Source organism: Microbacterium oleivorans (assembly GCF_023715745.1).
Lineage (GTDB): Bacteria > Actinomycetota > Actinomycetes > Actinomycetales > Microbacteriaceae > Microbacterium > Microbacterium oleivorans_D.
Genome location: NZ_JAMBOV010000005.1, coordinates 19,486 through 45,795, shown reverse-complemented (window position 1 = coordinate 45,795; position 26,310 = coordinate 19,486). Strand labels below are relative to the sequence as shown.

Sequence of the window (26,310 nt, the reverse complement as noted above, 5' to 3'; positions counted from 1 at the left end):
GGATGCGTCTCAGGCGTTGATCTTGAGGGCTGCGGCCGTCGACCGCAGAACCTCGTGCGCCGTCTCGGGTGCATCGTTGAGGGTCTGCCCGTACGTCGGGATGAGCTCCTTCAGCGTCGGCTCCCACGCCGGCAGGCGGTCGGCGAAGCATGTCTTGAGCAGGCCCAGCATGATCGACGCACCTGTCGACGCGCCCGGGGACGCCCCGAGCAGGCCGGCGATGGAGCCGTCTGCCGAGCTGACGACCTCGGTGCCGAACTGGAGCACGCCGCCCTTCTTGGGGTCCTTCTTCATGACCTGGGCACGCTGACCGGCCTGCAGGAGCTCCCAGTCCTCGTCGCGCGCGCTCGGCATGAAGTCGCGGAGCGAGTCCACCTTCTTGCCGTGCCCCTTGAGGAGCTCGCCGACGAGGTACTTGATGAGGCCGGGGTTGTCGATCGCGACCTTGAGCATCGGAAGGATGTTGCCCGGGCGCACCTGGGCGATGATGTCGGTCATCCGCCCGTTCTTGAGGAACTTCGGGCTGAACGTCGCGAACGGGCCGAACAGCAGCGACGCCTCGCCGTCGACGACGCGCGTGTCGAGGTGCGGCACAGACATGGGAGGCGCGCCCACCGAGGCCTGCGAGTACACCTTGGCCTTGTGCTGCGCGACGAGTTCGGGCTTGGAGGTTTTCAGCCACTGGCCGCCGATCGGGAACACCCCGTACCCGGAGATCTCGGGGATGCCGGAGCGCTGCAGAAGCTTGATGGCCCATCCGCCGGCGCCGACGAACACGAACCGCGCCCGCACCTTGCCCGGGGTCCGGCCGACCGTGTGGCGATAGGTGACCTCCCACGTGCCGTCCTTCTGACGCTTCAGATCGCGCACCTCGCGGTTCGTCTCGACGTCGACGCCCTGCGCGGCGAGGTGGTCGAACAGCTGACGGGTGAGGGAGCCGAAGTCGACGTCGGTGCCCGCAGGAACACGGGTGGCCGCGAAGGGCTCGCCCTTGCGACGCTGCTGCATCAGGAGCGGGGCCCACTGGTTGATGACGCGCGAGTCCTCGGAGTACTCGATGCCGGCGAACAGCGGCTTCTCCCTGAGCACCTCGTACCGCTTCTTCAGGAAGGCGACATCCTTCTCACCGCGGACGAAGGTCATGTGCGGGGTCGCGTTGATGAATGTGGTCGGCTCATCGAGGACACCTCGCTCGACGAGGGCGCTCCACAGCTGCCGCGACTGCTGGAACTGCTCGTTGATCCCGATCGCCTTCGCGGGGTCGATCGTGCCGTCCGGACCCTCGGGCGTGTAGTTCAGCTCGCACAGAGCGGCATGCCCCGTGCCGGCGTTGTTCCAGGCGTTCGACGACTCCTGCGCGACCTCGGAGAGACGCTCGAAGACGCCGATCTTCCATCCCGGCTCGAGCTGCTGCAGGAGGGTGCCGAGGGTGGCGCTCATGATGCCGCCGCCGATCAGCAGGGCGTCGTACGTCTCCGTCGGACTCACTGCGGCGGGGCTGCTCGCTGCGGCATCCTCAACGGCGTGATCGTCTGCTCCGGGATTGTCAGTCACGGTCATCCAGTCTACGTCGCCGGGCCGCGGGCGATCGCCGCCGCGGCCCCCTCGACGATGCAGGAATGAGGGTTCTTTCCCCAGGTGAAACACGGATGCCGGGTGCCCCGGCGCGAGGGCGGGGACCCGGCATCCGTCCTCAGACGCGGGCGGCGAGGTTCGCGGCGACGAGCTCGGCGATCTGGACGGCGTTCAGCGCGGCCCCCTTGCGGAGGTTGTCGTTGCTGATGAACAGGACGAGACCCTTGCCCTCGGGGGCGGACTGATCGGCACGGATGCGGCCGACCAGGCTCGGGTCGGCGCCGGCGGCCGCCAGCGGCGTCGGCACGTCGGCGAGGGCGACACCAGCGGCGCCCTCGAGCACCTCCCGCGCGCGGGCGGGCGTGATGTCCTGCACGAACTCCGCGTGGATCGAGAGCGAGTGACCCGTGAAAACCGGCACCCGGACGCAGGTGCCGGCGACCCGGAGCTCGGGCAGCTCGAGGATCTTGCGGCTCTCGTTGCGGAGCTTCTTCTCCTCGTCGGTCTCGTCCTCGCCGTCGTCGACGAGGTTGCCCGCGAAGGGGATGACGTTGAAGGCGATCGGGGCGACGTACTTCTGCGGCGCCGGGAAGTCGACGGCGGCGCCGTCGTGGACGAGGCCGATCGCCCCGCCCTGTGCGACGACCGACTCGACCTGGCCGAGCAGTTCCTCCGCGCCTGCCAGTCCCGACCCTGAGACGGCCTGGTAGGTGCTGACCGTGAGACGCACGAGTCCCGCCTCGACGTGGAGCGGCTTCAGGACCGGCATCGCGGCCATCGTCGTGCAGTTGGGGTTGGCGATGATCCCCTTGGGGAGGTCCTCGATCGCGTGCGGATTGACCTCGCTGACGACGAGCGGCACCTCGGGGTCCATGCGCCAGGCGCTGGAGTTGTCGATGACGACCGCGCCGGCCTCGGCGAACCGCGGTGCGTGCGCGCGCGAGCCCGTGGCGCCGGCGGAGAACAGCGCGATCTGGATGCCCGCGGGATCAGCCGTCGCGACGTCCTCGACGACGATCTCGCGACCGTCCACCTCGATGGTGGAGCCGGCGGACCGCGCCGTCGCGAACAGACGGAGCTCACGGATGGGGAACGCGCGCTCCACGAGGATGTCGCGCATCACCGTCCCGACCTGGCCGGTGGCGCCGACGACGGCGACGGAGAATCCCGAATCGGAGAAGACGGTCATGGTGCGGTTCCTCGAGGGTGCGGCGCCGCGCGACGGGGCGTCGCGACAGGGCGCAGAAGAGCGGGTTCCGGCGATTCTACCGGCGCGGCGCGTGCCGTGACCCGCATGTGTCGTCCGGCCGTCACACCCACGCTCGGAGCTTCCCGGGGTTGCGCATCATCCAGACGTCGGTGATCCGCTCCCCGTCGGTCGCGAACGTCACGACGGCGGCCACCGTGCCGTTCAGCCGGATCACGAATCCGAGCCCGTCGCCGGTGACCATCGGCTCATAGGCCGCGGTCGGCTGCTTCCGCGCGAGACCCAGCAGGAACCTCGCCACGTGGTCCACGCCGCGCACCGGCCGCCGGGCGGCCGAGACGACCCCGCCGCCGTCCGAGACGAGTACGACGTCGGGCGCGAGCACCCGCACGAGGGCATCGAGCCTGCCCGTCGCGCTTGCGGCGGCGAACGCTGCGACGACCTCGTCGTGGCGACTGCGGGGGACGGCGGCACCGCTCCGGCGTCCGACATGAAGACGAGCGGATGCGGCGAGCTGCCGGCACGCGGCGGGCGAACGGCCGAGCACCTCGGCGATCTCGCCGAACGGCACCGCGAAGACCTCGTGCAGCACGAAGGCCACGCGCTCCGCCGGCGTGAGCGTCTCCAGGACGAGAAGGAGCGCCGTCGAGACGCTCTCGGCGGCGAGAGCGGCCTCGGCCGGGTCGCCGTTCGAGAGGTCCGCCGGCACCGGCTCGGGCAGCCACTCCCCGACGTACGTCTCGCGTCGCGCCCGCGCCGAGCCGAGCGTGTCGAGGCAGATCCTGCCGGTCACCCGCATGAGCCATCCCGCGGGGTTCGCGATCGCGGCGCGCTCGGAGGGGTGCAGCCGGATCCACCGGACGAACGCCTCCTGCACGGCGTCCTCGGCCTCCGCGAGCGTTCCCAGCATCCGATGGGCCGCGGCGACCAGGATGCGGCGATGCGCGTCGACCTCGCCGATCGCGGCATCCGTCTGCGTCGCGGCATCCGTCATCGCGATCTCCGTCCTCGGCCTCACATTCGCGGAGGCTGCGTCGTCACCACAGTGACACACCATCGGAAGGGGCGACATGAAGATCGCAGTGACGGGCGGAACGGGCACGGTCGGACGGCTCGTGGTGAAGCGGGTGCGCGCGGAGGGGCACGACGCGGTCGTCCTCTCGCGGGCGGCGGGAGTCGACCTGCGCGACCGGGCAGCAGTGGACCGCGCACTGGCGGGGGCGACCGCCGTCATCGACGCGGCGAGCGTCGGGACCACGAGCGCGGCGACAGCGACGGAGTTCTTCCGCGCGGCATCCGGCACCCTGCTCGCGGCGGCAGCGACCGCGGGAACCGCCCACGCCGTGCTGCTGTCGATCGTGGGGATCGACCGCAACCCCGACGGCTACTACGCCGGCAAGATCGCTCAGGAGGACCTGTTCGAACGCAACACGGTGCCGTGGAGCATCCTGCGGGCGACGCAGTTCCACGAGTTCGCGGGCCAGGTGGCGGCACAGGCGCGTCTCGGGCCGCTGCAGCTGGCGCCGCGCGCCCGCGTGCAGCCGGTCGCCGCCGCGGAGGTCGCGGCGCGGCTCGTCACGCTGGCCCTCACCGGACCGCAGGGTCGCGTCGCGGACCTCGCAGGGCCGCGCGAGGAGCGGCTCGATCGGATGATCCGGGAGTGGGTGCGCCGCGACGGATCACGGCGTCCCGTCATCCCCGTCAGCGTCCCGGGCGCGCAGATGCGCGGGATGCGGTCAGGCGCCAACCTGCCGAGCGCAGGGGCGACGCTCGCCGGGCCGTCCTTCGACGACTGGCTCGCCGCGCAGCGCTGAGCCGGGAGGCCCCGGGGTCGTCGTCAGCGTCCGGTACCGGCGTGGACGACGGCCTCGGTGTCGCCGTCGAGACCGTACGCGGTGTGCACGACGCGCGCCGCCTCGGCGAGGTCGTCTCCGCGGACGACGACGGAGATGCGGATCTCGGAGGTCGAGATCATCTCGATGTTCACACCGGTCGTCGACAGCGCCTCGAACAGGGTCGCCGAGACACCGGAGTGGGTCCGCATGCCGGCACCGACGACGGACAGCTTGCCGATCTGGTCGTCGTGGACGAGCTTGTCGAAGCCGACGCTCCCCTGCTCCACCGACAGCGCACGCAGCGCCGTCGACGCCTCGGCCTTGGGGAGCGTGAACGAGATGTCGGTGCGGCCGGTCGCCGCCGCCGAGACGTTCTGGACGATCATGTCGACGTTGGCGCCGGACTTGGCGACGATCTTGAAGATCTCGGCGGCCTTGCCGGGGACGTCGGGCACACCGACGACGGTGATCTTGGCCTGGCTGAGGTCGGTGGCGACACCGGTGACGATGGGCTCTTCCATCTCTTCTCCCTCTTCGTGGTCGGGGGCGGTCATCCCCGGACCGAGAACGTACGTGCCGACGCCCGAGCTGAATGTCGAGCGGGCGTGGATCATGACGCCGTGACGGCGGGCGAACTCGACGGCGCGGATGTAGAGCACCTTGGCGCCGTTCGCGGCGAGCTCGAGCATCTCCTCGGACTGGACGGTCGCGAGCTTCCGGGCCTTCGGGACGACCCGCGGGTCGGCGGTGAAGATGCCGTCGACATCGCTGTAGATCTCGCAGACATCGGCGTTCAGAGCGGCGGCGAGCGCGACGGCGGTCGTGTCGGATCCCCCGCGACCGAGGGTCGTGATGTCGCGGGTGTCGCGGCTGAAGCCCTGGAAGCCCGCGACGATGACGATCGCGCCCTCGTCGAGTGCCTCGCGCACCCGGACCGGGGTGACGTCGACGATGCGGGCGGCGCCGTGCGAGCTGTCGGTGATCATGCCGGCCTGGCTGCCGGTGAACGAGCGCGCCTCGAAGCCCATCGAGTTGATCGCCATCGCCAGCAACGCCATCGAGATCCGCTCACCGCTGGAGAGCAGCATGTCGAGCTCGCGCGGCGCGGGCAACGGCGAGACCTGCGACGCGAGGTCGAGCAGCTCGTCGGTGGTGTCGCCCATCGCGCTGACGGCGACGACGACGTCGTGGCCGGCACGGCGGGCGTCGACGATCCGCTTCGCGACGCGACGGATGCTCTCGGCGTCGGCGACGGACGAACCGCCGTACTTCTGGACGATCAGGGCCATGGTCGGATACTCCCGGGTGGATGCCGGGCGCAGCCGGCGGGCGGAGACTCACGCCCGCGCACCATCCTACGGAGCGGCCCGTGCCGCCACGGCCATGTGACGCAGGCGGACCGCCGGGAGCCCTGATTTAGGCTGGAGCATATGGGACGACGCCAGTTCTTCACGTCGCTGCAGGCCCTCGTCCGTGCTCCGGAGAGCTCGACTCCGCACACCGAGATGCTGCCCGTCATCGACGATGCATTCGCCGTCGGCGTCCTCGACCTGGCCATCCGGATCGGCGAGTCCATGCTCGCCTCGGGCGCACCCGCCAGCGAAGTGACGCTCACCATCGTGCGGGTCGCGGGTGTCTACGGACTGGACCCCGTCCACGTCGACGTGAGCTACAACTCCATCACGGTCGCGCATCACCGCAGCGGCGCCGACCGTCCCATCACCCTGATGCGCGTCGTGCGCAGCCAGGCCCCCGACCACGCGAGACTGCAACGGCTGCAGGCGCTGGTCGCGGCGATCCGGGGCGGGATGCCGCTGGAATCCGCTCGTGCCGAATTCCGCGTCGTGCGCCGCACGCCCTTCGCCTACCACCCGCCCGTCATCGTCGCGGCTCAGGCCCTCCTGGCCGTCGGCGTCGCCCTCATGTTCGGGGCCAACTGGCTCGTGATCCTGCTGTCGTTCATCGCCGCCGGCGGCGCGGCGGTCACGCAATTCCTGCTCGGCCGCGCGCGCGTGCCGTTCTTCTTCAGCCAGGTCGCCGGCGCCTTCGTCCTGACCCTCATCGCCGCCGTCGCACCGCGGCTCGAGGCGACGGGCTGGATGGCGGCGCAGGAGATCCGTCCGTCGGTCATCGTGGCCTCGGGCATCGTGCTGATGCTCGCCGGGCTCACCGTGGTGGGGGCGGCGCAGGACGCGATCGACGGCTTCGCGCTGACGGCGACCGGCCGCATCCTGGAACTCACGACGCAGACCCTCGGGGTGGTGCTGGGCATCCTCGCGGGCCTCGAGACGGCACGTGTCGTCGGCGCAGGGATGGACGCCCCGAACGACCCGCTCCCCTTCGGCCCGATTCCGCTGCAGTTCGCGGGAGCAGCACTCATCGCCGTCTCCGTGACGATCTACAACGGCGCGGGGCTGCGGGTCGTCGCCGTCAGCGTCGGGCTGAGCGTCGTCGCGTGGGCGGGGTACACCGCGGCATCCGCTCTCGGGTTCGAGTCCGCGGCCGCCAGCGGTGTCGGGGCGTTCGCCGGGAGCCTCCTCGGCATCCTCGCCGCCTACAAGCTGCACGTGCCGTCGGTGGCGATCACGACGGCCGCGATCCTGCCGATGGTGCCGGGGGCGGCGGTGTTCCGGGGCCTCCTCGGGGTCGTCGAGTCCGGTCAGAGCACGGTGACCCTGCTCATCGGGTTCACGACCCTCGCGTCGGCGGCCACGGTGGGGATCGCGCTGGCCGTCGGCGCCTCCCTCGGCATCTACGTCGGCCAGCCGCTCCGCGCGACCCTGGGCACCGTCATCCGCGCCCGCGCGCGCGAACGCGGATGACGCCTCCGTCCGTCGAAGTATGCTCGCGGCATGAGCTCCCCGAGTGACGAGATCTGGAACCGCGCACTGGAGTACGACGTACCCGCGACGCATCCCGGCGACCTCGCCGTCCGCCGCGTCCTGACGTTCCACGGCATGGTCCACAACGGCGGGTTCTGGTACGCCGTCGAGACCCACGCGGCCGACGAGGAGTTCCCCCTCGACGCCGTGGCCGACGGGTACCGCACCCTCGGGCTGGAATCCACGGCGGAGGCGATCGACCGCGCGGCTGCGGAGTACGACCAGACGGCCGGCGTGGGAGACGACGAGGCCTGGGGCGAGGCCGAGGAGCGCGTCAACGACGAGTACCGCGCCGTGGACGAGGACATCACCGCGGCCATCGAGCGGACGCTCACCGAGGAGCCCGCGCTCTTCGCCCCGACGGACTGAATCAGACCGCGCGGCGCCCCTCGAACGCCCGACCGAGGGTGACCTCGTCCGCGTACTCGAGGTCGCCACCGACCGGCAGACCCGACGCGAGGCGCGTCACACTGATCTCGAGGGTGTGGAGCAGCCGGCTGAGGTAGGTCGCCGTCGCCTCGCCCTCGAGGTTCGGGTTGGTCGCGAGGATGACCTCGGTCACGGTGCCGTCGGCGAGGCGCTGCATGAGCTGGGCGATGCGCAGGTCGTCGGGTCCGATGCCCGCCATGGGGCTGATCGAGCCGCCCAGCACGTGGTAGAGCCCGCGGAACTCGCGGGTGCGCTCGATCGCCGCGACGTCCTTCGCATCCTCGACGACGCAGATGAACGTGCGGTCGCGCCGCGGATCGCGGCAGATGGAGCACTGCGCCTGCTCGGACACGTTCCCGCAGATCTCGCAGAACCTCACCCGTTCCCGCAGCTCGGACAGCAGGTGGGCGAGCCGCGACACGTCGAAGGACGGGGTCTGCAGGATGTGGAACGCGATGCGCTGGGCCGACTTCGGGCCGATGCCGGGGAGGCGTCCGAACTCGTCGATCAGGTCTTGGACGATGCCGTCGTACATGGGTCAGTTGAACCTCGTCGGCGGGGTGTACGGCTCTTCGCGGACGAAGCGCGCGCCGAGCAGCTGGCGCACCGCTGCCTCACCGACGCGCTCGATGCCGCCCGGGCGGGGCGCTCGCGGCGACTCGGGGGCCGGCGTGGTGGGCGGCGGCGTGTGCACCGGGACAGGGGCATCGGCATCCACCGGCGGCGGCACATCGTCCTCATCGTCGTCCGGGGCCTCGGCGGGCAGGACATCGCCCTCCCGCGGGGCGGTGAGCGTGCGCACGGGCAGAGGAGCCGCATCCTCGGGCTCGTCGTCGACCGCGAACTGCGCCGACGGTGCCCCGTCGTCCGTGGGGATCGGGGCGACCGCCCACTCGGTGACGGGAGCGGCGGCCGCGGGCGCGGGCCGCGCCGGGGCGGCCGGCGCGGGACGGGATGCCGCGGGCGCGACCGCTCCGCCGGAATCGGGGGTCGGCGCGGGCGGGACCTCGGGGCCGACACCGCCGGGCGGCGGCGGGGTGGGATCGGTGTCGTGACGGGTGAGGTACTTCACCCGCACGCCCAGCACCGACAGGATCGCCGTGCGCAGGTCCTCACTGGGACCCTTGCCCGCGTTCAGCTTCTTGAACGACTGCACGTCCGCGTGGCTCTGGAACGACAGCGTGAGGATGTCGCCTTCCGCATATGCGACCGGGCGCGAGGCGCTCGCGATCATCCACGAGGTGCGGCTGATGTCCTCGAGCCGCCGCAGGATCTCGGGCCACGAGTCGCGGATCTGCGGGAAGGTCACCGGCCCGGTCGGGACGGGCGGGTCCAGCACCACCGCGGGCGTCGGTTCGGGCGCGGCCGGCGCCGGCGTCGACGCGGGGGATGCCGGGACCGGAGCGGACGCCGGGGCCGGCGCGGACGCGACCGGACGCGGCGCGGGCTCCGACCCGGGAGGGGCAGAGGCGGCCGACCCCGAGGCGGCTGACCCCGCGGCGGGCGCGGGAGCCGCCGCATCCGTCGCGGCGAGGACGCGGGCGACGAGCAGCTCGAGCTGCAGGCGCGGCGACGTCGTCCCCGTCATGTCGTCGAGTGCGGTGACGACGAGGTCGGCGATCCGCGAGAGCCGGTCGGTGCCGAAGGCGGCCGCCTGGCGGCCCATGCGCTCGAGTTCGTCCGCGGGGACGCCGCGCAGCACGGCACGAGCCCCCTCGCCGGTCGCCGCGACGATGATGAGGTCGCGCAGCCGCTCGAGCAGATCGTCGACGAACCGGCGCGGATCCTGACCGGTCTGCACGACGCGATCGACGGCGCCGAAGGCGGCCGCCGCGTCATGCGAGGAGAACGCGTCGACGACCTCGTCGAGAAGCTCCGCGTGCGTGTAGCCCAGCAGCGCGACGGCGCGCTCGTAACCGACGGCGCCGTCCTCGGAACCGGCGATCAGCTGGTCGAGGAGAGACAGGGTGTCACGCGGAGACCCTCCGCCGGCGCGGACCACGAGCGGCAGGACACCGGGCTCGACCGTCACACCCTCGCTCCGGCAGAGCTGCTCGACGTACTCGAGCATCGCTGCGGGGGACACGAGACGGAACGGGTAGTGGTGCGTGCGGGAGCGGATCGTCCCGATGACCTTCTCGGGCTCGGTCGTCGCGAAGATGAACTTGACGTGCGCGGGCGGTTCCTCGACGAGCTTGAGCAGGGCGTTGAACCCCTGCGCCGTCACCATGTGCGCCTCGTCGAGGATGAAGATCTTGAACCGGTCGCGCGCGGGAGCGAACACGGCGCGTTCGCGCAGGTCGCGGGCGTCGTCGACGCCGTTGTGGGAGGCCGCGTCGATCTCGACGACGTCCAGCGACCCGCCGCCGCCGCGGCTGAGCTCCTTGCAGGAGTCGCACTCGCCGCACGGGGTGTCGGTCGGCCCCTGTGCGCAGTTGAGGCAGCGCGCGAGGATGCGCGCCGACGTCGTCTTGCCGCAGCCGCGCGGGCCCGAGAAGAGGTAGGCGTGGCCGACCCGGTCGCTGCGCAGCGCCGTCATGAGCGGGTCGGTCACCTGGCTCTGTCCGATCATCTCGCCGAAGGTCTCCGGGCGATAGCGGCGGTACAGGGCGGTGGTCACCACAACAGACTACGGCGTGGCGCCGACATCCGATCCGGCGCCGAGGCTCCGGGCACCGGGAACAGCCGGGGTCGGTCTCACGTTGCAGCCGTCATGTCCCCCGAGCCCGTCGACGTCGCCGTGATCGGCGCGGGGCAGGCCGGGCTCAGCGCTGCCTACCATCTGCGTCACCGCGGCTTCGTCCCACTCGGGGACGCCGGGGCGGAGGCGCCCACGTTCGTCGTCGTGGACGCCGAGACGCATGCCGGGGGCGCGTGGCAGCACCGGTGGCCGTCGCTGCGGATGGGTACGGTCAACGGCATCCACGAGCTCCCCGGCTACGCCGTGCCGCCGGCGGATCCGCGGGCGGCCAGCCGGGAGGTCCTGCCGGAGTACTTCGCCGCCTACGAGGCGCGGTTCGAGCTCGCGGTCCGTCGCCCCGTGCAGGTGCGCGCCGTCCGACGAGCCGACGACGACCCGCGCGGCCGGCTGATCGTCGAGGCGGACACCAGCGACGGCGCCCACGCCTGGGCGGCGCGGTACGTCATCAACGCCACGGGCACGTGGCGGAAGCCCTTCTGGCCGACCTACCCCGGGCAGGCGACGTTCACCGGTCGGCAGCTGCACGTGCACGACTACCGCACGGCGGAGGAGTTCCGCGGCCGGCGCGTCGTCATCGTGGGCGCGGGTGTCTCGGCGATCCAGCTGCTCGACGAGATCTCGCAGGTGACCGAGACCCTCTGGGTGTCGCGCGCCGAACCTCAGTGGGACGCGACCGCCTTCGACACCGCCGCGCGCATCCAGGCGATCGCCGGCGTCGAGGAACGCGTCCGGCAGGGGCTGCCGCCGGGCAGCGTCGTCTCGGTCACCGGGGCGCACTGGTCACCGTGGGCGCAGGCGGCGAAGGACCGGGGCGCCCTGGTGTGGCATCCCATGTTCACCGCCATCGAGCCGGATGGGGTACGGATGCCGGACGGCACCCTCGAGCCGGCGGACGTCATCCTCTGGGCGACCGGGTTCCGCGCCGACATCGCGCACCTCGCCCCGCTCGGGCTGCGCACCCCCGCCGGCGGTGTGCGTGTGCGCGACACCCGCTCGATCGACGAACCCCGGCTGTTCCTCATCGGCTACGGTCCGTCGCAGTCGACGGTCGGCGCGAACCGCGCCGGCCGCGACGCGGTCCGCGCCATCGTGCGTGAGCGCGCCGCCGCGACGGTCTGAGTTCAGACCGTCGCGGTGACATCGCCCGCGTCGACCGCGGGGAACTGCCGCGTGCGGGTGTCGGGCTCGGGCGCCGCCTGCTCCCCGGCATCCGTCGGCTGCTCCTCGGCGGTCACGATCGGGATCGTGCCCGTGTGCACCGGGACGGAGGTCGCCGCCGTCGCGTCGGGCACCGACGCGGACAGCAGCGTGCCGTCCTCGCGCAGCTGCTCCCCGATCTGTCGGAGTGTCGGACGCCCCGGGATCACGGGGCCCTGACCCTCGAGCGGCACCGTGACCGTCTCACCGGCCGCGACCGTGTATCCGGCGCCCCGGACCGTGAACGACACGGCCTCGCCCTCGCCGGCGGCGACCGTCATCTCGTCACGACGGACCGTCACCTGCAGTCGGGTGCCGTGCCAGTGGAGCGTGTACGACAGCGACGGCCAGTCCGCGGGCAGGCGCGGGTCGAAGCTGAGCGCGCCGCGGTGGTCGCGCATGCCGCCGAAGCCGGCGACGAGCGCGGTCCAGACACCTCCGGCGGAGGCGACGTGGACGCCGTCGGAGGCGTTGCGGTGCAGGTCGCCGAGGTCGACGAACGCCGACTCGCGGAAGTACTCCAGCGCAAGGTCCTGGTACCCGACCTCGGCGGCGAGGATCGCCTGCACGACCGCCGACAGCGTGGAGTCCCCCGTGGTCAGGGCGTCGTAGTACTCGAAGTCGGCGAGCTTCTCCGCCGGCGTGAACTGGTTGCCTTGCAGGAAGAGCGCGAGCACGACGTCGGCCTGCTTGAGCACCTGGTACCGGTAGATCACGAGCGGGTGGAAGTGCAGCAGCAGCGGGCGCTGCTCGGCGGGCGTGTTCTCGAGGTCCCAGACCTCGCGCTCGAGGAAGACGGCGTCCTGCGGATGGATGCCGAGGGCCTCGCTGTACGGGATGTGCATCGCCTCGCCGGCGCTCTGCCACGCGATCGGCTCCGCCTCGTCGAGGTCGAGCCGGTCGACCATCGCACGGTACGCATCCGGCTGGTCGACCGCCATCTCGCGGACGACGCGGGCGGCGTACCGCAGGTTGTACCGCGCCATGACGTTCGTGAACAGGTTGTCGTTGACGACAGTCGTGTACTCGTCGGGACCGGTCACACCGTGGATGTGGAAACTCTCGGGGTCCCCCGTCTCGGTGAAGCGCCAGAACCCGAGGGTCGCCCAGAGCCGTGCCGTCTCGACCAGGATGTCGACACCCTCCCGGTGGAGGAAGTCGATGTCGCCCGTGGCCCGCACGTACTTGCCGAGAGCGAAGGCGACGTCCGCGTTGATGTGGTACTGCGCGGTGCCCGCGGCGTAGTAGGCCGAGGCCTCCTCGCCGTTGATCGTCCGCCACGGGAACAGCGCGCCGGCCTCGTTGAGCTGCCCGGCCCGCCGGCGAGCGGCGGGGAGCATGAGGTAGCGCATCCGCAGCGCGTTCCGCGCCCAGAGCGGCGTCGTGTACGCGAGGAACGGCAGGACGTAGACCTCGGTGTCCCAGAAGTAGTGGCCGCTGTAGCCGGACCCCGTCACACCCTTCGCGGGCACACCCAGCGAATCGGCGCGGGCCGCTGCCTGCGCGAGCTGGAACAGGCACCAGCGCGTCGCCTGCTGCAGATCGTCGTGACCCTCGATGACGACGTCCGAGCGCTCCCAGAACGCCTGGACCCAGGCTTCCTGGCGGTCGAAGAGCCGCTGGATGCCCTCGTGCTCGACGCGGTCGAGCGTGCGCCGGCCGCGCTCGATGAGCTCGCGCGCGGGGACGCCGCGCGACGTGTGGTAGGCGACGGCTTTCGTGATGGTGACCGGCACACCCTGCTTGGCCTGCACGCGGAAGACGTTCTTGGCCACGTCGGGCTCGACGAGGGAACGCGACGAGTACTCGTTCTCGGTCTCGACGAGGTGGTCGGCGACGACGGCGACGGTCATCCCCGAGTCGGTCACCTTGTACGACAGCGCGGCGCGGGTGCCGTCCTGCCAGTAGTCCTCGGGCTGCAGCACCCGGTTCGCGAAGCCGTCGGCCTTGCGCGGGTCGAACCCGGCGTCGGCCTGCTTGCCGAGCCCCGGACCGCCGTACACGTCCTGACCGTCCTGCCGGTTGATCATCTGGCAGCTGATCGTGACCGGGGCATCCGCGTTCAGCACCGTGACCGAGATGCGCATGACCGCGACGTGGCGCTCCTCGAAAGAGACCATGCGCTCGTAGTCGATCACGACGTCCTTGCCGCTCGGCGTCATCCATCGGACGTGGCGGGTCAGCACTCCCCGGCGCATGTCGAGGGCGCGCTCGTACTCGCGCAGGTCGGCGATGTCGAGCGAGAGCGGCTCGTCGTCGACGTACACGCGCATGACCTTGCTGTCGGGCGCGTTGATGATCGTCTGCCCGACCTCCGCGAAGCCGAACGCGCGCTCGGCGTGCCGGATCGGGAAGACCTCGTGGAAGCCGTTGAGGAAGGTCCCGTGCTCGTGCGCGTGGCGCCCCTCGGGGTGATTCCCGCGCAGGCCGAGGTAGCCGTTGCCCTCGGCGAACAGGGTCTCGGTGACGCCGGGGTCGTCGAGCGAGAACGACGTCTCGACGAGACGCCACGGGTCCACGGGAAAGCGGTGACGATCGATCATGCGGGTCCTTCTACGGGTGTCAGGACGGAAAGAGGGGGATGCCGGGGCTCAGGCGAAGGCGGCGAGGTCGTCCACGACGACGTGGGCGCCGGCTGCGCGGAGGGCGTCGACACCCGCGCCGCGGTCGACGCCCACCACGAGACCGTACCCGGCGGCGGCGGCCGACCGCACGCCGGAGTGCGCGTCCTCGACCGCGGCACTGCGCGCAGGGTCGACGCCCAGCATCTCCGCGGCCCGCGCGAACACATCGGGGGCGGGCTTCGACGCCAGATGCTCGGCCTCGGCGACGACGCCGTCCATGATGACCGGGAAGCGGTCGATGATGCCGGCCACGGTCAGCACTTCGCGGGCGTTCTTCGAGCTCGAGACCACCGCGATCGGGACGCCGGCGGCCTGCAGCTTCTCGACCAGCGCGAGCGAGCCCGGGTACGGCGCGATGCCGTCGGCACGAAGCACGCGCTCGAACACGATGTTCTTGCGGTTGCCGATCCCGCACACCGTGTCGAGGGACGGATCGTCGGACGGGTCGCCCCACGGCACCTCGACGTCGCGGGATCGCAGCAGGCTCGCCACTCCGTCGTACCGCTTCTTGCCGTCGAGGTGCTCGAAGTAGTCGCTTTCGGAGTACGCCGGCTCCACCCCCCATGACCGGAACAGCTCGGTGAACATGCTCTGCCAGGCGTGCATGTGGACCTCGGCCGTCGGGGTCAGGACGCCGTCGAGGTCGAAGAGGACACCGTCGAAACGGGTGAGGTCGGGGAGCTCGTCCATCGTCACCGCACCAGCGTATCCGTCACGGCCCCGCACCGAGCCTCGGTCACGCCGTGGCGACGGCGTGCGCCTGACGGGCGATCTCCAGCTCCTCGTCGGTGGGCACGACGAGCACCGTGACCGGCGAGTCGTCCGTCGAGATGACGCGGATGCCGCGCTCCCCCGACGTGTTGCGCTCGGCGTCCAGTCGCACACCCGCGAAGCCGAAGGTCTCGAGTGCCGCGGCGCGCACGACGGCGGAGTTCTCCCCGACACCTGCGGTGAACGAGATCACGTCGACGCCGCCCAGCTGGGCCAGGTAGGCGCCGATGTACGCACGGAGCCGGTGGATGTAGACGTCGAAGGCGAGCTGCGCGTCGGCATCCCCCGACCGACGGCGGGCGTCGATGTCCCGCATGTCGGACGCACCGGCGAGGCCGAGCAGCCCGCTGCGTTTGTTGAGGAAGGCGTCCAGCTCGCCGGGGGTCATGTCCTCACGGCGAGCGAGCACCCCCAACACCGACGGATCGATGTCACCCGAGCGGGTGCCCATCACGAGACCCTCGAGCGGTGTGAGACCCATGGACGTGTCGACCGAGGCGCCGCCCCGGATCGCGGTCGCCGACGCGCCGTTGCCGAGGTGGAGGACGATCTGCGACAGCTCCGACAGCGGCCGCTCCAGGAAGGCAGCAGCGGCTTCGCTCACGAACTTGTGACTCGTGCCGTGGAAGCCGTACTTGCGGATGCGATGCTTCTGCGCCGTGTCACGGTCGATCGCGTAGGTGTACGCCTCCGGGGGCATCGTCTGGTGGAACGCGGTGTCGAACACCGCGACGTGCGGGACGTCGGCGAACGCGGCCCGGGCCGCACGGATGCCCTGCAGCGCTCCGGGGTTGTGGAGCGGGGCCAAGGCGGAGAGCTCGTCGATGTTGATCTCGACGAGGGGCGTGACGAGGGTCGGCTCGAAGAAGCGCGCCCCACCCTGCACGACGCGGTGACCGACGGCGACCGGCCGCGCGCCCTCGAGCGACGGTCCCTGTGCGGCGAACGCCTCGAGCATCACGGCGAAGCCCGTGGTGTGGTCCGGGATCTCCCGCTCGATGCGCGAGGTCGCCTTCGTCGCCGCCACGGTCGCTCCGTCACCGGCGAAGAAGACCGTGTGCGTCGCGAGGCCGGACTCCTCCCCGATCCGTTCCACCAGGCCGGATGCGAGCGGCCGATCCGTGTCGACGTCGACGAGCTGGTACTTGAACGACGACGAACCGCTGTTGATGACGAGGACGGGGGTCATGCGCGGGCCTCCGGCGTCGCGGCATCCGCGGCGTTCTGAGCCTGGATCGCGGTGATGGCGATCGTGTTGACGATGTCCTCGACGAGCGCTCCGCGGGACAGGTCGTTGATGGGCTTGTTCAGTCCCTGGAGCACGGGGCCCATCGCGACGGCGCCCGCCGAACGCTGCACGGCTTTGTAGGTGTTGTTCCCGGTGTTCAGGTCGGGGAACACGAAGACCGTCGCGCGACCGGCGACGTCGGAGTCCGGCATCTTCGTGGCCGCGACGGCCGCATCGGTGGCGGCGTCGTACTGGATGGGCCCCTCGACGAGCAGCCGCGGCGCGCGTTCCCGGACGAGGGCCGTCGCCTCGCGCACCTTCTCGACATCGGCACCCGAGCCGGACTCGCCGGTCGAGTACGAGAGCATCGCGACGCGCGGCGAGATGCCGAACTGCTCGGCGGTCGCCGCCGACGACACCGCGATGTCGGCCAGCTGCGGTGCGGTCGGGTCGGGGACGACGGCGCAGTCGCCGTAGACCAGCACCCGATCGGCGAGCGCCATGAGGAACACGCTCGAGACGACGTCGACGCCGGGCTTCGTCTTGATGATCTCGAAGGCCGGACGGATGGTGTGCGCCGTGGTGTGCGCAGCACCCGAGACCATGCCGTCGGCGAGGCCGAGGTGGACCATGAGCGTGCCGAAGTAGGAGACGTCCGTGACGGTGTCGGCGGCCTGCCGGAACGTGACGCCCTTCTGTGCGCGCAGGCGCTCGTACTCGCGCGCGAACTTCTCGACGTGCACGGCGTCGAACGGGCTCAGCACCTCGGCGGCCCGGATGTCGAGACCCAGCTCGAGGGCGCGCGAGTGGACCTCGACGGGCTCGCCGAGGATGGTGATGTCGGCGATGCCGCGCGCGAGGGCCGTCGCGGCGGCGCGCAGGATGCGATCGTCGCCGCCCTCGGGCAGCACGATCCTCCGACGCTCCCGCCGCGCGCGCTCGATGAGCCCGTACTGGAACATGAGGGGCGTGACGACCTGGGAGCTCGCGAGACCGATACGGCGCAGGAGGTCGTCCGTGTCGACGTGCTGCTCGAACAGCGCCAGGGCGGTGTCGTAGCGGCGCTGAGAGTGCGCGGCCAGCCGTCCGCGTGCGCTCATGATGCCGCGCACCGTCTCGTACGTGCCCTGATCGGTCGCGAGGATCGGCAGGTTCGAATCGAGTCCGTCGATGAGCCGCTCGACATGCTCGGGCAGTTCGAACGGGCCGTACAGGACGATGCCCGACAGCGATGGGAACGTGCCCGACGCATTGGCCAGGAGCGCCGCCAGGAGCACCTCGGTGCGATCGGCGGCGACGGCGAGGATCGCCGCCTCCTCGAGCCGGGGCAGGACGTTGTTCAGCGACATCCCCGCCACGACGACGTGGAGCACCTCACGATCGAGGAGCGCCTCATCGCCCTTCACGAGCGTCGCGCCGAGCGAGCGCGCGACGTCGGCGACCGAGGGCGCGACCAGGTAGGCGTCCTCGGGGATGGCCCAGACCCCGATGTCGCCCGACGCCGCCGGAACGGCACGCACGGCCGCGACGATGTCGTCGAGGTGCGCCGGGTCGGCCCGGTTGACCACGACGGCGAAGATGCCCGCGCGCTCGTGCTTGAGCTCGGCGAGCGCGAGCGTCGCGAGGTTGCCGACCTGGGCGGGCGTCAGCCCACCGGCATCCGGCGTCCGCTCGCCGTCGGCGGGCTGCCCCGACAGCACCACGAGGACCGGGGCACCCAGGTTCGCTGCGATGCGCGCGTTGTAGCCGAGCTCGGCGGGGCTGCCCACGTCGGTGTAGTCGCTGCCGACGATCACGACCGCGTCGCACTGGGCCTCGACGGCCTTGTAGCGCTCGACGATGCGGCCGAGCGCCGCCTCGGGGTCGGCGCGGACCTCGTCGTAGGTGGCCCCGATGCATTCGTCGTAACCGAGGTCGACGCCGTCGTGGTCGAGGAGCATCTCGAGCACGTAGTCGCGCTCCTCCGTCGACCGCGCGATCGCCCGGAAGACGCCGACGCGCGGCGAGCGCCGGCTGAGGGTGTCGAGCACGCCGAGGGCGATCGTCGACTTGCCGGAGTGACCTTCGGCGGACGTGATGTAGATGCTCTGAGCCACGCCTCCAGCCTAGGCTCGCGGTCCATGCACGGGCTGGGAGCGCCCGGGCAAAAGAAAGACTCTCCGCGAACCCGGCAGAGCCTGGTTACCCTTGCTACGTTTCCGTCCTGGGGGAGTTGGCCTGGATGCCGTCTCGCGGAGAGCTGCTGCCAGTCTACCCGACGTCCGGCGCCCGCCCGTGACGGTCGGGTTAGCATCGGGTCGGGCGCGCTGATGCGCCGACCGCGTGAGGGGGACGGATGACCGACGACCAGACGACCATGACGGTGCCGGGGGGCGCCGCCGCGTCCCGAGCGGCGAACCGGGTGGACGCCGGGGTGTTCGCCGAGACCACCGGAGCACTCATCGCCTCGGTGTCGCAGGTCATCGACGGCAAGCCCGACGCCGTCCGTGCCGCGCTGGTGTGCCTGCTCGCCGAAGGACACCTCCTGATCGAGGACGTCCCCGGTGTGGGCAAGACGATGCTCGCCCGGGCGCTCGGCGCGTCCATCCGGGCGACCGTGCGCCGCATCCAGTTCACGCCCGATCTGCTCCCGAGCGATGTCACCGGCGTCAGCGTGTACGACCAGTCGGAGGGCCGGTTCGAGTTCAAACCGGGAGCGATCTTCGCGCACGTCGTCATCGCCGACGAGATCAACCGCTCGTCGCCCAAGACGCAGTCGGCACTGCTGGAGGCGATGGAGGAGCGCCAGGTCACCGTGGACGGCACGAGCCGCGGCCTCCCCGATCCATTCCTCGTCGTCGCGACGCAGAACCCGATGGAGATGGAGGGCACCTACGCCCTGCCCGAAGCGCAGCGCGACCGTTTCATGATGCGCATCTCGATGGGATATCCGGATGCCGCGAACGAGGCGCTCATGCTCCGCCAGCGCGACACCGCCAACCCGCTCGACGCGATCCGTCCCGTCATCTCGGCCGAGCGCGTCGCCGCCCTCATCGCGTGGGCACGCTCGGTGCACGTCTCCCCCGCGGTCGAGGAGTACGCCGTGGCGCTCTCGCGGGCCACGCGCGAGCACAGCGACCTCCGCCTGGGCGCCAGCCCGCGCGCGACGCTGCAGCTCGTGCGGGCCGCCAAGGTGTGGGCTGCGCTCGAAGGGCGCGAGTACGTGATCCCGGACGACCTCGTGACGCTGCTCGAACCCGTGTTCGCCCACCGCCTCATCGCCGCCCGCGGCGGCGCGATGGCGCGCGGTCGGGGCGGCGCCGACCTCGTGACGTCGGTGCTCGACTCGGTGGTGCGCTCGGTGCGCGTCCCCGTCGCCGCGCGCTGAGCGGTCCGACGACATGACGCGTTGGCCCCTGACCCCCCGGGGAACAGGAGCGGTCCTGGTCGGGCTCGCTTCGTTCGTCTGCGCGCAGGTGTTCTCCGTCCCGGCTCTGGTCTTCTTCGGCGTGCTTCTGCTGGCCGCGGTCGGCGTCTCGTTCGCATCGCTGTGGCTGGGGCACCGCGACGACGGCGTGCGCCGGTCGTTCGCGCCCGCCGTGGCGAACGTCGGCGGCGACGTCGACGTGCGCGCCCACGTCGAGGCGCGCACCCTGCTCCCCACCGCGGTCGGTACGTGGCGGGACCGGCTCCCCCGCGGCGTCGACGGCGAACCGAGCGGTGTCTATCCCGCGCTCCGGTCAGGACTCGTCTCGGGCGGTCACAACGTCGACATCTCCTATCGGGTGCAGGCACGGCGTCGGGGCGTGCGTCCCATCGGTCCGCTCGTCGTCGAGACGACCGACGCCTTCGGCCTGAGCCGGCGGCGTCAGCAGCTCGGCGGCACCTTTCCGCTGACCATCGCGCCCGCCGTCCTCCCGCTCGAGGCGTTCGAGGAACTCCCGGGCGCCGCCGGGGGCACCATGCAGTCCGTCACCGACAAGCTCGGGCAGGGCGCCGACAACCTCATCCCGCGGGTCTACGCGCCCGGCGACTCGATGCGCCGGATCCACTGGCGCGCCAGCGCGCACCGCGGTGAGCTCATGGTGCGCCAGGAGGAGAGGGAGTCGAACCCGGAGGCCGTGATCGTCTTCGACCGGAGCGTCACCCGATGGAGCGGGGACGCCCTGCGCTCCCCCGGCGAGGATGCCGGTTTCGAGGCGGCCGTCTCCATCGTCGTCTCGGCCGCGCACCGATTCGTTCACGAGGGTTACAGCGTGGCGATCGTCGACGTCGACGGGTCCGAGATCGCGGAGCCGATCGACGGCGGCGACACGACGGCCCTCGAGGCGCTGACGACCGGCTTCGCCACCCTGACCGCACGGCGCGACGGGGACCTGCGCACCCTGTCGACGCTGTTCGCCGGCACGACCCTCGGCCCCGTGGTGGTCGCCACCGGCGAGATCGACGTCGAGGATGCCACGGCCCTCCTGCCGATCGTCCCCCACAGCAGTCTCCCGGTGCTGTTCGCCCTCGGCGGGTCCGCCGAGGCGCTGCGGATCGCTCGCGACGGCGGCTGGCGCATCCACCGACTCGAACCCGAGGACGAGATCGACACCCTGTGGTCGGGCATGGCGGGTATCAGCGAGAGCCGCGGTCATGTCGACTGACCGGCTCGATGCGGGACGGCCGCGCCACGACGGGCCGTCGACGGTCGCCCTCGCCCTGGCGATCGCTGCGGCCCTCATCCCGCTGTTCTCCGTCATCGCCGGCGGCGCCTGGGCGGCGCTCGCCTTCGTGCTGTCCGGGCTCCTCCTGGCGGCGGGCTACCTGCTGCGCCGCGTCCGCCTCATGGCCGGCCTCGTGACGCTCGCCCTGCTGGCTCTGTGGACGGCGGTCATGACGGCGGTGTTCTTCTCCGACGTCGCCTGGCTCCTCGTCATCCCGTCGGGTGAGGCGTTCGCGCGCGTGCCGCGGCTGCTCGAGATCGCGAGCTCCGACATCGCTGTCGGCGTGGCCCCTCTGCAGGCATCGGCGTCGCTGACCTTCCTGATCGTCGGCGCCGTCGGACTGCTGACGATCGCGCTCGATCACGTCGTCCTCACGGCGCGGATGCCGCTGCTCGGCGGCATCGCGCTGATCGCCGTCTGGCTCATCCCGACGATCGCCGTCCCGCGCGCCGTCGACCTGGCGGCGTTCACGCTCCTCGCCCTCGCGCTTCTGTGGCTCATGCGCACCGAGACGCGAGCGCGGCACCGTGCTCTGCAGCCCACGGCGCCCCGGGGCGGTGTCGGGGGCGTCGCCGCCGTGATCGCGGCATCCGCCGTCGTCGTCGCCGTCATCGTCGCACCCGTCCTGCCGACGGCCGTCGCACCCGTCGGCGGGTTCGGCGGCGGGACCAGGATCGATCCGAGTCTGAACCTCGGTGACGACCTTCGCCGCCCGGCCGAGGTCCCCGTCGTCCGCCAATGGAGCGCGAGCGGGGGTCCGTCCTACCTGCGGGTCGCCACCCTCACCGAGCTCGAGGGAGGGTCGTGGCGGCCGGACCGGACCCGCACCGTCCCCGTCGAGGAGTGGGCACCCGAGGATTCCGCTGCGGAGGGGATCGAGATCGTCGAGTCCTCGCGGACCGTCGAGGTGCTGGATCTCTCGTCGGCGCAGCTGCCCGTCCCAGCCGACGCGGTGTCGTTCGAGGGCCTCAGCGGCGCGTGGCGCATCGCGGGCGAGAACGGCACCGTCGTCTCCCCCTCGTCGGCAGCCCGCGGCCAGCGCTTCGAGGTCGTCACCCGCAGCCCCGAACCCACGATCGAGCAGGCCCGCGCCTCCTCGGCGCGGGGCGGTCCCGACGAAGCCCTGGGGCTCCCGGCGGAGACCCCGGGGGATGTCGCTTCGCTGGCGGCCGAGGTGACCGCGGACGCCGGCACCGACTACGACCGCCTGCTGGCCCTGCAGTCGTGGTTCCGGGGCACCGACTTCGAGTACTCCCTCGAGGCCCCCGTCGAGGACGGCTTCGACGGGTCGGGCGTCGAGGCCGTCTCCCGATTCCTCCAGGTGCGCTCCGGCTACTGCGTGCACTTCGCCTCGGCCTTCGCCCTCATGGCGCGGAGCCTCGACATGCCCTCGCGCGTCGTCGTCGGCTTCCTCCCGGGCACCGCGACCGGAGACGTCGTCGACGAGCAACGTGTCTACCAGGCGACGACGGCGCAGCTGCACGCCTGGCCGGAGGTCTTCTTCGACGGGATCGGCTGGGTCGCTTTCGAGCCGACCAAGAGCCTGGGCACGGCGCAGCGCTTCTCCTCCGACGACGACGGCTCGAATGAGCCCGAACCGCAGCCGACGGCGACCTCGACCCCGCAGCCGACCTCGAGCGCGTCGGCTGCGCCTCGACCCGAGGACGACCCCACCGCCGGCACCACGCCAACCTCGACCGCCTCGGTCGCGCGGGCCCTCCCCGTCGTCGGCATCGTCGCGGCGATCCTCGTCGTGCTCGCCGTGCCCGCGCTCACGAGCGCCGCGGTCACCCGCCGCCGCGCCGCGCAGGCGCGCGCCGGCAGCGCGGTGGCGGCATGGCGCCTCGTGCAGGATGCCGCGATCGATCTCGGCATCCCGGTCCCGGACTCCGAGTCGCCGCGCGCCTTCGGGTACCGTCTGCGTCGCCACCACGGTGCCCCCGCCGACGCCGTCGAACGACTCGTCGACGCCGTCGAACGCGTGAGCTACGCTCCCCCGGGATCGTTCGGCGACGAGGGTGCGACGATGGCGACGGATGCCGCGGCCGTCCGCGCGGGCCTGTTCTCCGCGGTCGCGCCGCCGCGACGCCGCATCGCACGCCTGCTGCCGCGGTCGCTCGTGATCCGCCCGGGGTCGACCTTCGCCGAGGACGCTCCGCTGCGCCGCTGAGCCGCCGCCGGGAGACGACGAAGCCCCGCACCTGTTCGGTGCGGGGCTTCGATCTGGCGGAAGCGACAGGATTTGAACCTGCGAGACGAGTTACCCCGCCTACATGGATTCCAGCCATGCTCCTTCGGCCGCTCGGACACGCTTCCAACGGGAGAGCCTACCACGGCGGCTCCTCCCGCCCCGCGCGGCGGGACGCGGCATCCGTCCTCAGTTGAGGGCGCGTGTGCCCTCGGGGATGACCCCGTCGCGGTAGAGATCGGCCGCGACGTCCTGGAAGGCGGTGAGCGCGACGCGCTGCGTCAGGGGGCCGTAGGAGATTCGGGCGACGCCGAGCTGCTCGTACTCCGCGGCGGTGAGCGCGCCCGGCAGTCCGATGACGCTGACGCGGCCGATGCCCTCCACGAGGCGGGAGGTGGTCTCGGCGTCGAGCACACCGGGAACGAAGACGACATCCGCACCGGCGTCGAGGTAGGCGCGCCCGCGCGTGATCGCGTCGGCGATGGAGTCCTCGACCGGACGCCCGCCGGCACGGACGAACGCGTCGGTGCGGGCGTTCAGCGCGAACGGCACACCTTCGGCTTCCGCGGCGGCGACGACGGCCGCGACCCGGGAGACGGATTCCTCCAGCGGACGCAACCGGTCCTCCATGTTCGCCCCGACGACTCCGACGCCGATCGCCCGGCGCGTGGTGGCCGCCGTGTCGGCGTACCCGTCGTCGAGGTCCGCCGTGACGGGGACGTCGCCGGCGACGGCGACGATGCGCCCCACCATGTCGAGCGTCGTCTCGAGCGGGATCGTGCCGTCGTCGTAGCCGAAGGATGCCGCGATGGAATGTCCTGCGGTGGCGAGCGCACGGGTCTCGGGGAGAGCCAGGACCGCCTTGGCGGAGACGACGTCCCACACGTTGACGACGCGGAGGATCTCGGGGGCGGCGTGGAGCTCGCGAAGGCGGCGAGCGCGGCCTTCGAGGGAGAGAGTGGTCATCCCCCCACCGTGCCACGACGGCCCGGTGGAATGCACCACCGGGCCGTCGCGAGCGGATGGACGGGCCGTCCGCTCAGCCCACGTCGCCTCGCCAGGCACCGGTCTCAGCGCCGCGGGATTCGATGAACTCCTTGAACTTCTGCAGGTCCTTCTTGACCGCGTGGTCGTCCACGCCGAAGACGGCACCGACGGTCTCGACGAACCCCTCGGGCTTCCAGTCGAGCTGCACGGTCACACGGGTCTCGGTGTCGCTGAGCCGGTGGAACGTGACGACGCCGGCGTGGTCCTCGTCGACGCTCTTCCACGCGACGCGCTCGTCGGGGTGCTGCTCGGTGATGTGGGCGGTGAACTCGCGTTCGACACCGCCGATCTTCACGTTCCAGCGGTTCGTCGTGTCGTCGATCTGGGTGATCGACTGCACGTAGCTCAGGAAGTGCGGGAAGGATTCGAACTGCGTCCACTGGTTGTACGCGGTGGACACCGGGACCTCGACGTCGACGGTCTGGATGATGCTGGCCATGGTTTTCCTCTCGTCGTGTTCTGACGCCATGATCGGGCGTTCCGGCAGACGGTTTCCAGGGGCTTGCATCGGCGAGATCCGACCGATACAACGGACGGCTAGGCTCGTTCGCGACTCCCGCCCCGTCCCTGCAAGGAGCCGTATCGTGCGCATCCCCGCCCCGCCTCTGCTCGCCGCGTCGGCCGCTCTCGTCCTCACCCTCGCCGGGTGCTCGGCCGACCCTGCCCCGGAGCAGAGTCCGAGCCCCTCGGGGACGACACCCGCAGCGGGCCCGTCCGCCTCCGCCGCGCCGACACCGACGGCCACCTCCGCCGCTCCCGTCGTCGAGACGCCCGTCGAGTGCGAGACCGTCGACCTGACCGCCGGAACGGCGGCCGGATCCGACCTCGGCCCCTGTATCCAGGCGGTGCTCGTGCGCTACGACAGCGGGACGCTGACCATCTCGGGCGACGAGCTCGCCGGTTCCGTCGCCTATCACTACGACCCCACGTTCGAGTTCCGGGGCGACCTCGAGACCGGCGCGGGACCGGCATCCATAAGCTTCGTCGACGGTGTCATGCTGCTGGACGACGGGAGGGGACCCGTCATCGCCGACGTCGACGCCGCCGATCCGGCAGAGCAGGAGGCGGGTGCGACCGCCGAGATCTACCGGGTCTTCTCGGACCCCGGTTTCATCGGCGACCTCATCGGCGGCAGCGACACCTGGAGCGTCTCCGCCGCCCCCGAGCCGGTGGAGACACCCGAGGGCCCCGTGGACGCCTACCGCGTCGAGAGCACCGCGCCGTACCGGTGGTACGACATCCCGATCGACGCGTACACCCTGTGGCTCACCGAGGACTACCGCCCGGTCGCGTCGGAATCGACCACCGGCTTCCTCGGCCGCAGTGCGACGCTCACGCAGCAGCTGTCGGGTCTCGGCGAACCGGTCTCGATCACCCCGCTGTCCTGACCCGCGGACGGTGAGGCGTCAGCGGCGTGCGAGCGCGGCGAGCGCCTCGTCCGTCATCCGCTGGGTCGTCCACTCGTCCATGGCCTCGGCCCCGATGGAGCGGTAGAAGCCGACGGCGGGCGCGTTCCAATCCAGCACGGTCCATTCCAGACGCGGATAGCCGCGGTCGATCGCGACGGCTGCCAGCGAGGACAGGAGCGCGGTGCCGTACCCGCGACCCCTGTCCGCCTCATCGACGAAGAGGTCCTCGAGCCAGATGCCGTGGCGCCCGGTCCACGTCGAGAACGTGAGGAACCACACAGCGATCGCACGGATGCCGCCGTCGCGCTCGACGACGTGGGCGAACGCCTTGGCATCGTCGCCGAAGAGTGCGGCGGTGAGATCGGCGGTCGTGGTCCGGACGGCATCCGGTTCGCGTTCGTAGACGGCCAGGGCCTGGATGGCGGCCAGGATGCCGGCCTCGTCGCCGGGCGCGGCGGCTCGGAGCACGGCGCCGTCATCGAGGGTGCGGGCCGCAAGCGGAGGGGAAGATGGCATGCCTCGAATGTAC

At 71.6% G+C, this 26,310-nt stretch carries 21 protein-coding genes, 1 tRNA gene and 1 other RNA gene; 8 read left to right on the top strand and 15 right to left on the bottom strand.

Translation table 11 applies throughout. The annotated features are described in order from the left end of the window. Positions 1–9 precede the first annotated feature (9 nt). The 3 genes from M3190_RS12555 to sigJ all read right to left on the bottom strand — a co-directional run bounded on the left by M3190_RS12555 (position 10) and on the right by sigJ (position 3,800). A complete protein-coding gene (locus tag M3190_RS12555) occupies positions 10–1,560 on the bottom strand; it encodes a malate:quinone oxidoreductase (protein ID WP_251582175.1) in 1,551 nt (516 codons plus the stop codon). Between the two features lie 133 nt (positions 1,561–1,693). Beyond that, positions 1,694–2,764: an aspartate-semialdehyde dehydrogenase gene (locus M3190_RS12550; protein WP_251582173.1), complete on the bottom strand. Its 1,071-nt coding sequence runs from the start codon at positions 2,762–2,764 to the stop codon at positions 1,694–1,696. Between the two features lie 121 nt (positions 2,765–2,885). Continuing rightward, the gene (sigJ, locus tag M3190_RS12545) at positions 2,886–3,800 is read right to left on the bottom strand and encodes an RNA polymerase sigma factor SigJ (RefSeq protein WP_251582164.1); all 915 of its coding nucleotides are present in this window, start codon (positions 3,798–3,800) and stop codon (positions 2,886–2,888) included. 52 nt (positions 3,801–3,852) lie between these two features. Here sigJ and M3190_RS12540 point away from each other — a divergent pair, with 52 nt between their 5' ends. After that, positions 3,853–4,596, top strand: coding sequence for an SDR family oxidoreductase (locus M3190_RS12540; protein WP_251582162.1), 744 nt, complete (start codon positions 3,853–3,855; stop codon positions 4,594–4,596). A 23-nt stretch (positions 4,597–4,619) separates the two neighbouring features. On the opposite strand, the gene M3190_RS12535 is transcribed toward M3190_RS12540, so the two are convergent. Next, a complete protein-coding gene (locus M3190_RS12535; protein ID WP_064003044.1) occupies positions 4,620–5,906 on the bottom strand; it encodes an aspartate kinase in 1,287 nt (428 codons plus the stop codon). 141 nt (positions 5,907–6,047) lie between these two features. On the opposite strand from M3190_RS12535, the gene M3190_RS12530 reads away from it, so the two are divergent. Together M3190_RS12530 and M3190_RS12525 are read left to right on the top strand one after the other, a co-directional pair. After that, the gene (locus tag M3190_RS12530; RefSeq protein WP_251582160.1) at positions 6,048–7,439 is read left to right on the top strand and encodes a threonine/serine ThrE exporter family protein; all 1,392 of its coding nucleotides are present in this window, start codon (positions 6,048–6,050) and stop codon (positions 7,437–7,439) included. Between the two features lie 30 nt (positions 7,440–7,469). After that, a complete protein-coding gene (locus tag M3190_RS12525; protein WP_251582158.1) occupies positions 7,470–7,868 on the top strand; it encodes a DMP19 family protein in 399 nt (132 codons plus the stop codon). Between the two features lies 1 nt (position 7,869). Here the strand turns inward: M3190_RS12525 and recR are convergent, their stop codons facing one another. Both recR and M3190_RS12515 read right to left on the bottom strand, forming a co-directional pair. Then, positions 7,870–8,463: a recombination mediator RecR gene (gene recR / locus M3190_RS12520; protein ID WP_251582156.1), complete on the bottom strand. Its 594-nt coding sequence runs from the start codon at positions 8,461–8,463 to the stop codon at positions 7,870–7,872. A 3-nt stretch (positions 8,464–8,466) separates the two neighbouring features. Next, a complete protein-coding gene (locus M3190_RS12515; RefSeq protein ID WP_251582154.1) occupies positions 8,467–10,548 on the bottom strand; it encodes a DNA polymerase III subunit gamma and tau in 2,082 nt (693 codons plus the stop codon). A gap of 93 nt (positions 10,549–10,641) precedes the next feature. Here M3190_RS12515 and M3190_RS12510 point away from each other — a divergent pair, with 93 nt between their 5' ends. Continuing rightward, positions 10,642–11,748 (top strand): FAD-dependent oxidoreductase, encoded by a 1,107-nt coding sequence (locus M3190_RS12510; RefSeq protein WP_251582152.1) that lies wholly within the window; start codon positions 10,642–10,644, stop codon positions 11,746–11,748. 2 nt (positions 11,749–11,750) lie between these two features. On the opposite strand, the gene M3190_RS12505 is transcribed toward M3190_RS12510, so the two are convergent. The 5 genes from M3190_RS12505 to ffs all read right to left on the bottom strand — a co-directional run bounded on the left by M3190_RS12505 (position 11,751) and on the right by ffs (position 18,693). After that, a complete protein-coding gene (locus M3190_RS12505) occupies positions 11,751–14,369 on the bottom strand; it encodes a glycoside hydrolase family 65 protein (protein ID WP_251582150.1) in 2,619 nt (872 codons plus the stop codon). Between the two features lie 48 nt (positions 14,370–14,417). Continuing rightward, entirely contained in the window at positions 14,418–15,140 is a 723-nt protein-coding gene (locus M3190_RS12500; protein WP_251582720.1) for an HAD family hydrolase, read from the bottom strand. A gap of 46 nt (positions 15,141–15,186) precedes the next feature. Further along, a complete protein-coding gene (locus tag M3190_RS12495) occupies positions 15,187–16,410 on the bottom strand; it encodes an acetate/propionate family kinase (protein ID WP_251582148.1) in 1,224 nt (407 codons plus the stop codon). Continuing rightward, on the bottom strand, positions 16,407–18,545 hold the full coding sequence (gene pta, locus M3190_RS12490; protein ID WP_251582146.1) for a phosphate acetyltransferase: 2,139 nt from the start codon (positions 18,543–18,545) through the stop codon (positions 16,407–16,409). Before pta ends, M3190_RS12495 begins: the two co-directional genes overlap by 4 nt. A gap of 51 nt (positions 18,546–18,596) precedes the next feature. After that, positions 18,597–18,693: signal recognition particle sRNA small type (ffs, locus tag M3190_RS12485), an RNA gene on the bottom strand. Between the two features lie 91 nt (positions 18,694–18,784). Between ffs and M3190_RS12480 the strand changes: the two genes are divergently transcribed. The 3 genes from M3190_RS12480 to M3190_RS12470 are packed head-to-tail and all read left to right on the top strand — an operon-like array spanning position 18,785 to position 23,307. Continuing rightward, entirely contained in the window at positions 18,785–19,816 is a 1,032-nt protein-coding gene (locus M3190_RS12480) for an AAA family ATPase (protein ID WP_251582144.1), read from the top strand. Positions 19,817–19,829: 13 nt separating this feature from the next. Then, a complete protein-coding gene (locus M3190_RS12475) occupies positions 19,830–21,077 on the top strand; it encodes a DUF58 domain-containing protein (RefSeq protein ID WP_251582142.1) in 1,248 nt (415 codons plus the stop codon). Beyond that, positions 21,067–23,307: a transglutaminase TgpA family protein gene (locus tag M3190_RS12470; protein ID WP_251582141.1), complete on the top strand. Its 2,241-nt coding sequence runs from the start codon at positions 21,067–21,069 to the stop codon at positions 23,305–23,307. The genes M3190_RS12475 and M3190_RS12470 overlap by 11 nt, the downstream gene beginning before the upstream one ends. Before the next feature lie 54 nt (positions 23,308–23,361). Here M3190_RS12470 and M3190_RS12465 read toward each other — a convergent pair. The 3 genes from M3190_RS12465 to M3190_RS12455 all read right to left on the bottom strand — a co-directional run bounded on the left by M3190_RS12465 (position 23,362) and on the right by M3190_RS12455 (position 24,811). Then, positions 23,362–23,453: transfer RNA gene (locus M3190_RS12465), tRNA-Ser, on the bottom strand. A 61-nt stretch (positions 23,454–23,514) separates the two neighbouring features. Next, positions 23,515–24,291, bottom strand: coding sequence for an isocitrate lyase/PEP mutase family protein (locus M3190_RS12460; RefSeq protein ID WP_251582139.1), 777 nt, complete (start codon positions 24,289–24,291; stop codon positions 23,515–23,517). A 73-nt stretch (positions 24,292–24,364) separates the two neighbouring features. After that, the gene (locus tag M3190_RS12455) at positions 24,365–24,811 is read right to left on the bottom strand and encodes an SRPBCC family protein (RefSeq protein ID WP_251582137.1); all 447 of its coding nucleotides are present in this window, start codon (positions 24,809–24,811) and stop codon (positions 24,365–24,367) included. 145 nt (positions 24,812–24,956) lie between these two features. Between M3190_RS12455 and M3190_RS12450 the strand changes: the two genes are divergently transcribed. Then, positions 24,957–25,760 (top strand): hypothetical protein, encoded by an 804-nt coding sequence (locus tag M3190_RS12450; RefSeq protein ID WP_251582135.1) that lies wholly within the window; start codon positions 24,957–24,959, stop codon positions 25,758–25,760. Positions 25,761–25,778: 18 nt separating this feature from the next. Here the strand turns inward: M3190_RS12450 and M3190_RS12445 are convergent, their stop codons facing one another. Further along, the gene (locus M3190_RS12445; protein WP_251582133.1) at positions 25,779–26,297 is read right to left on the bottom strand and encodes a GNAT family N-acetyltransferase; all 519 of its coding nucleotides are present in this window, start codon (positions 26,295–26,297) and stop codon (positions 25,779–25,781) included. Positions 26,298–26,310: the final 13 nt, after the last annotated feature.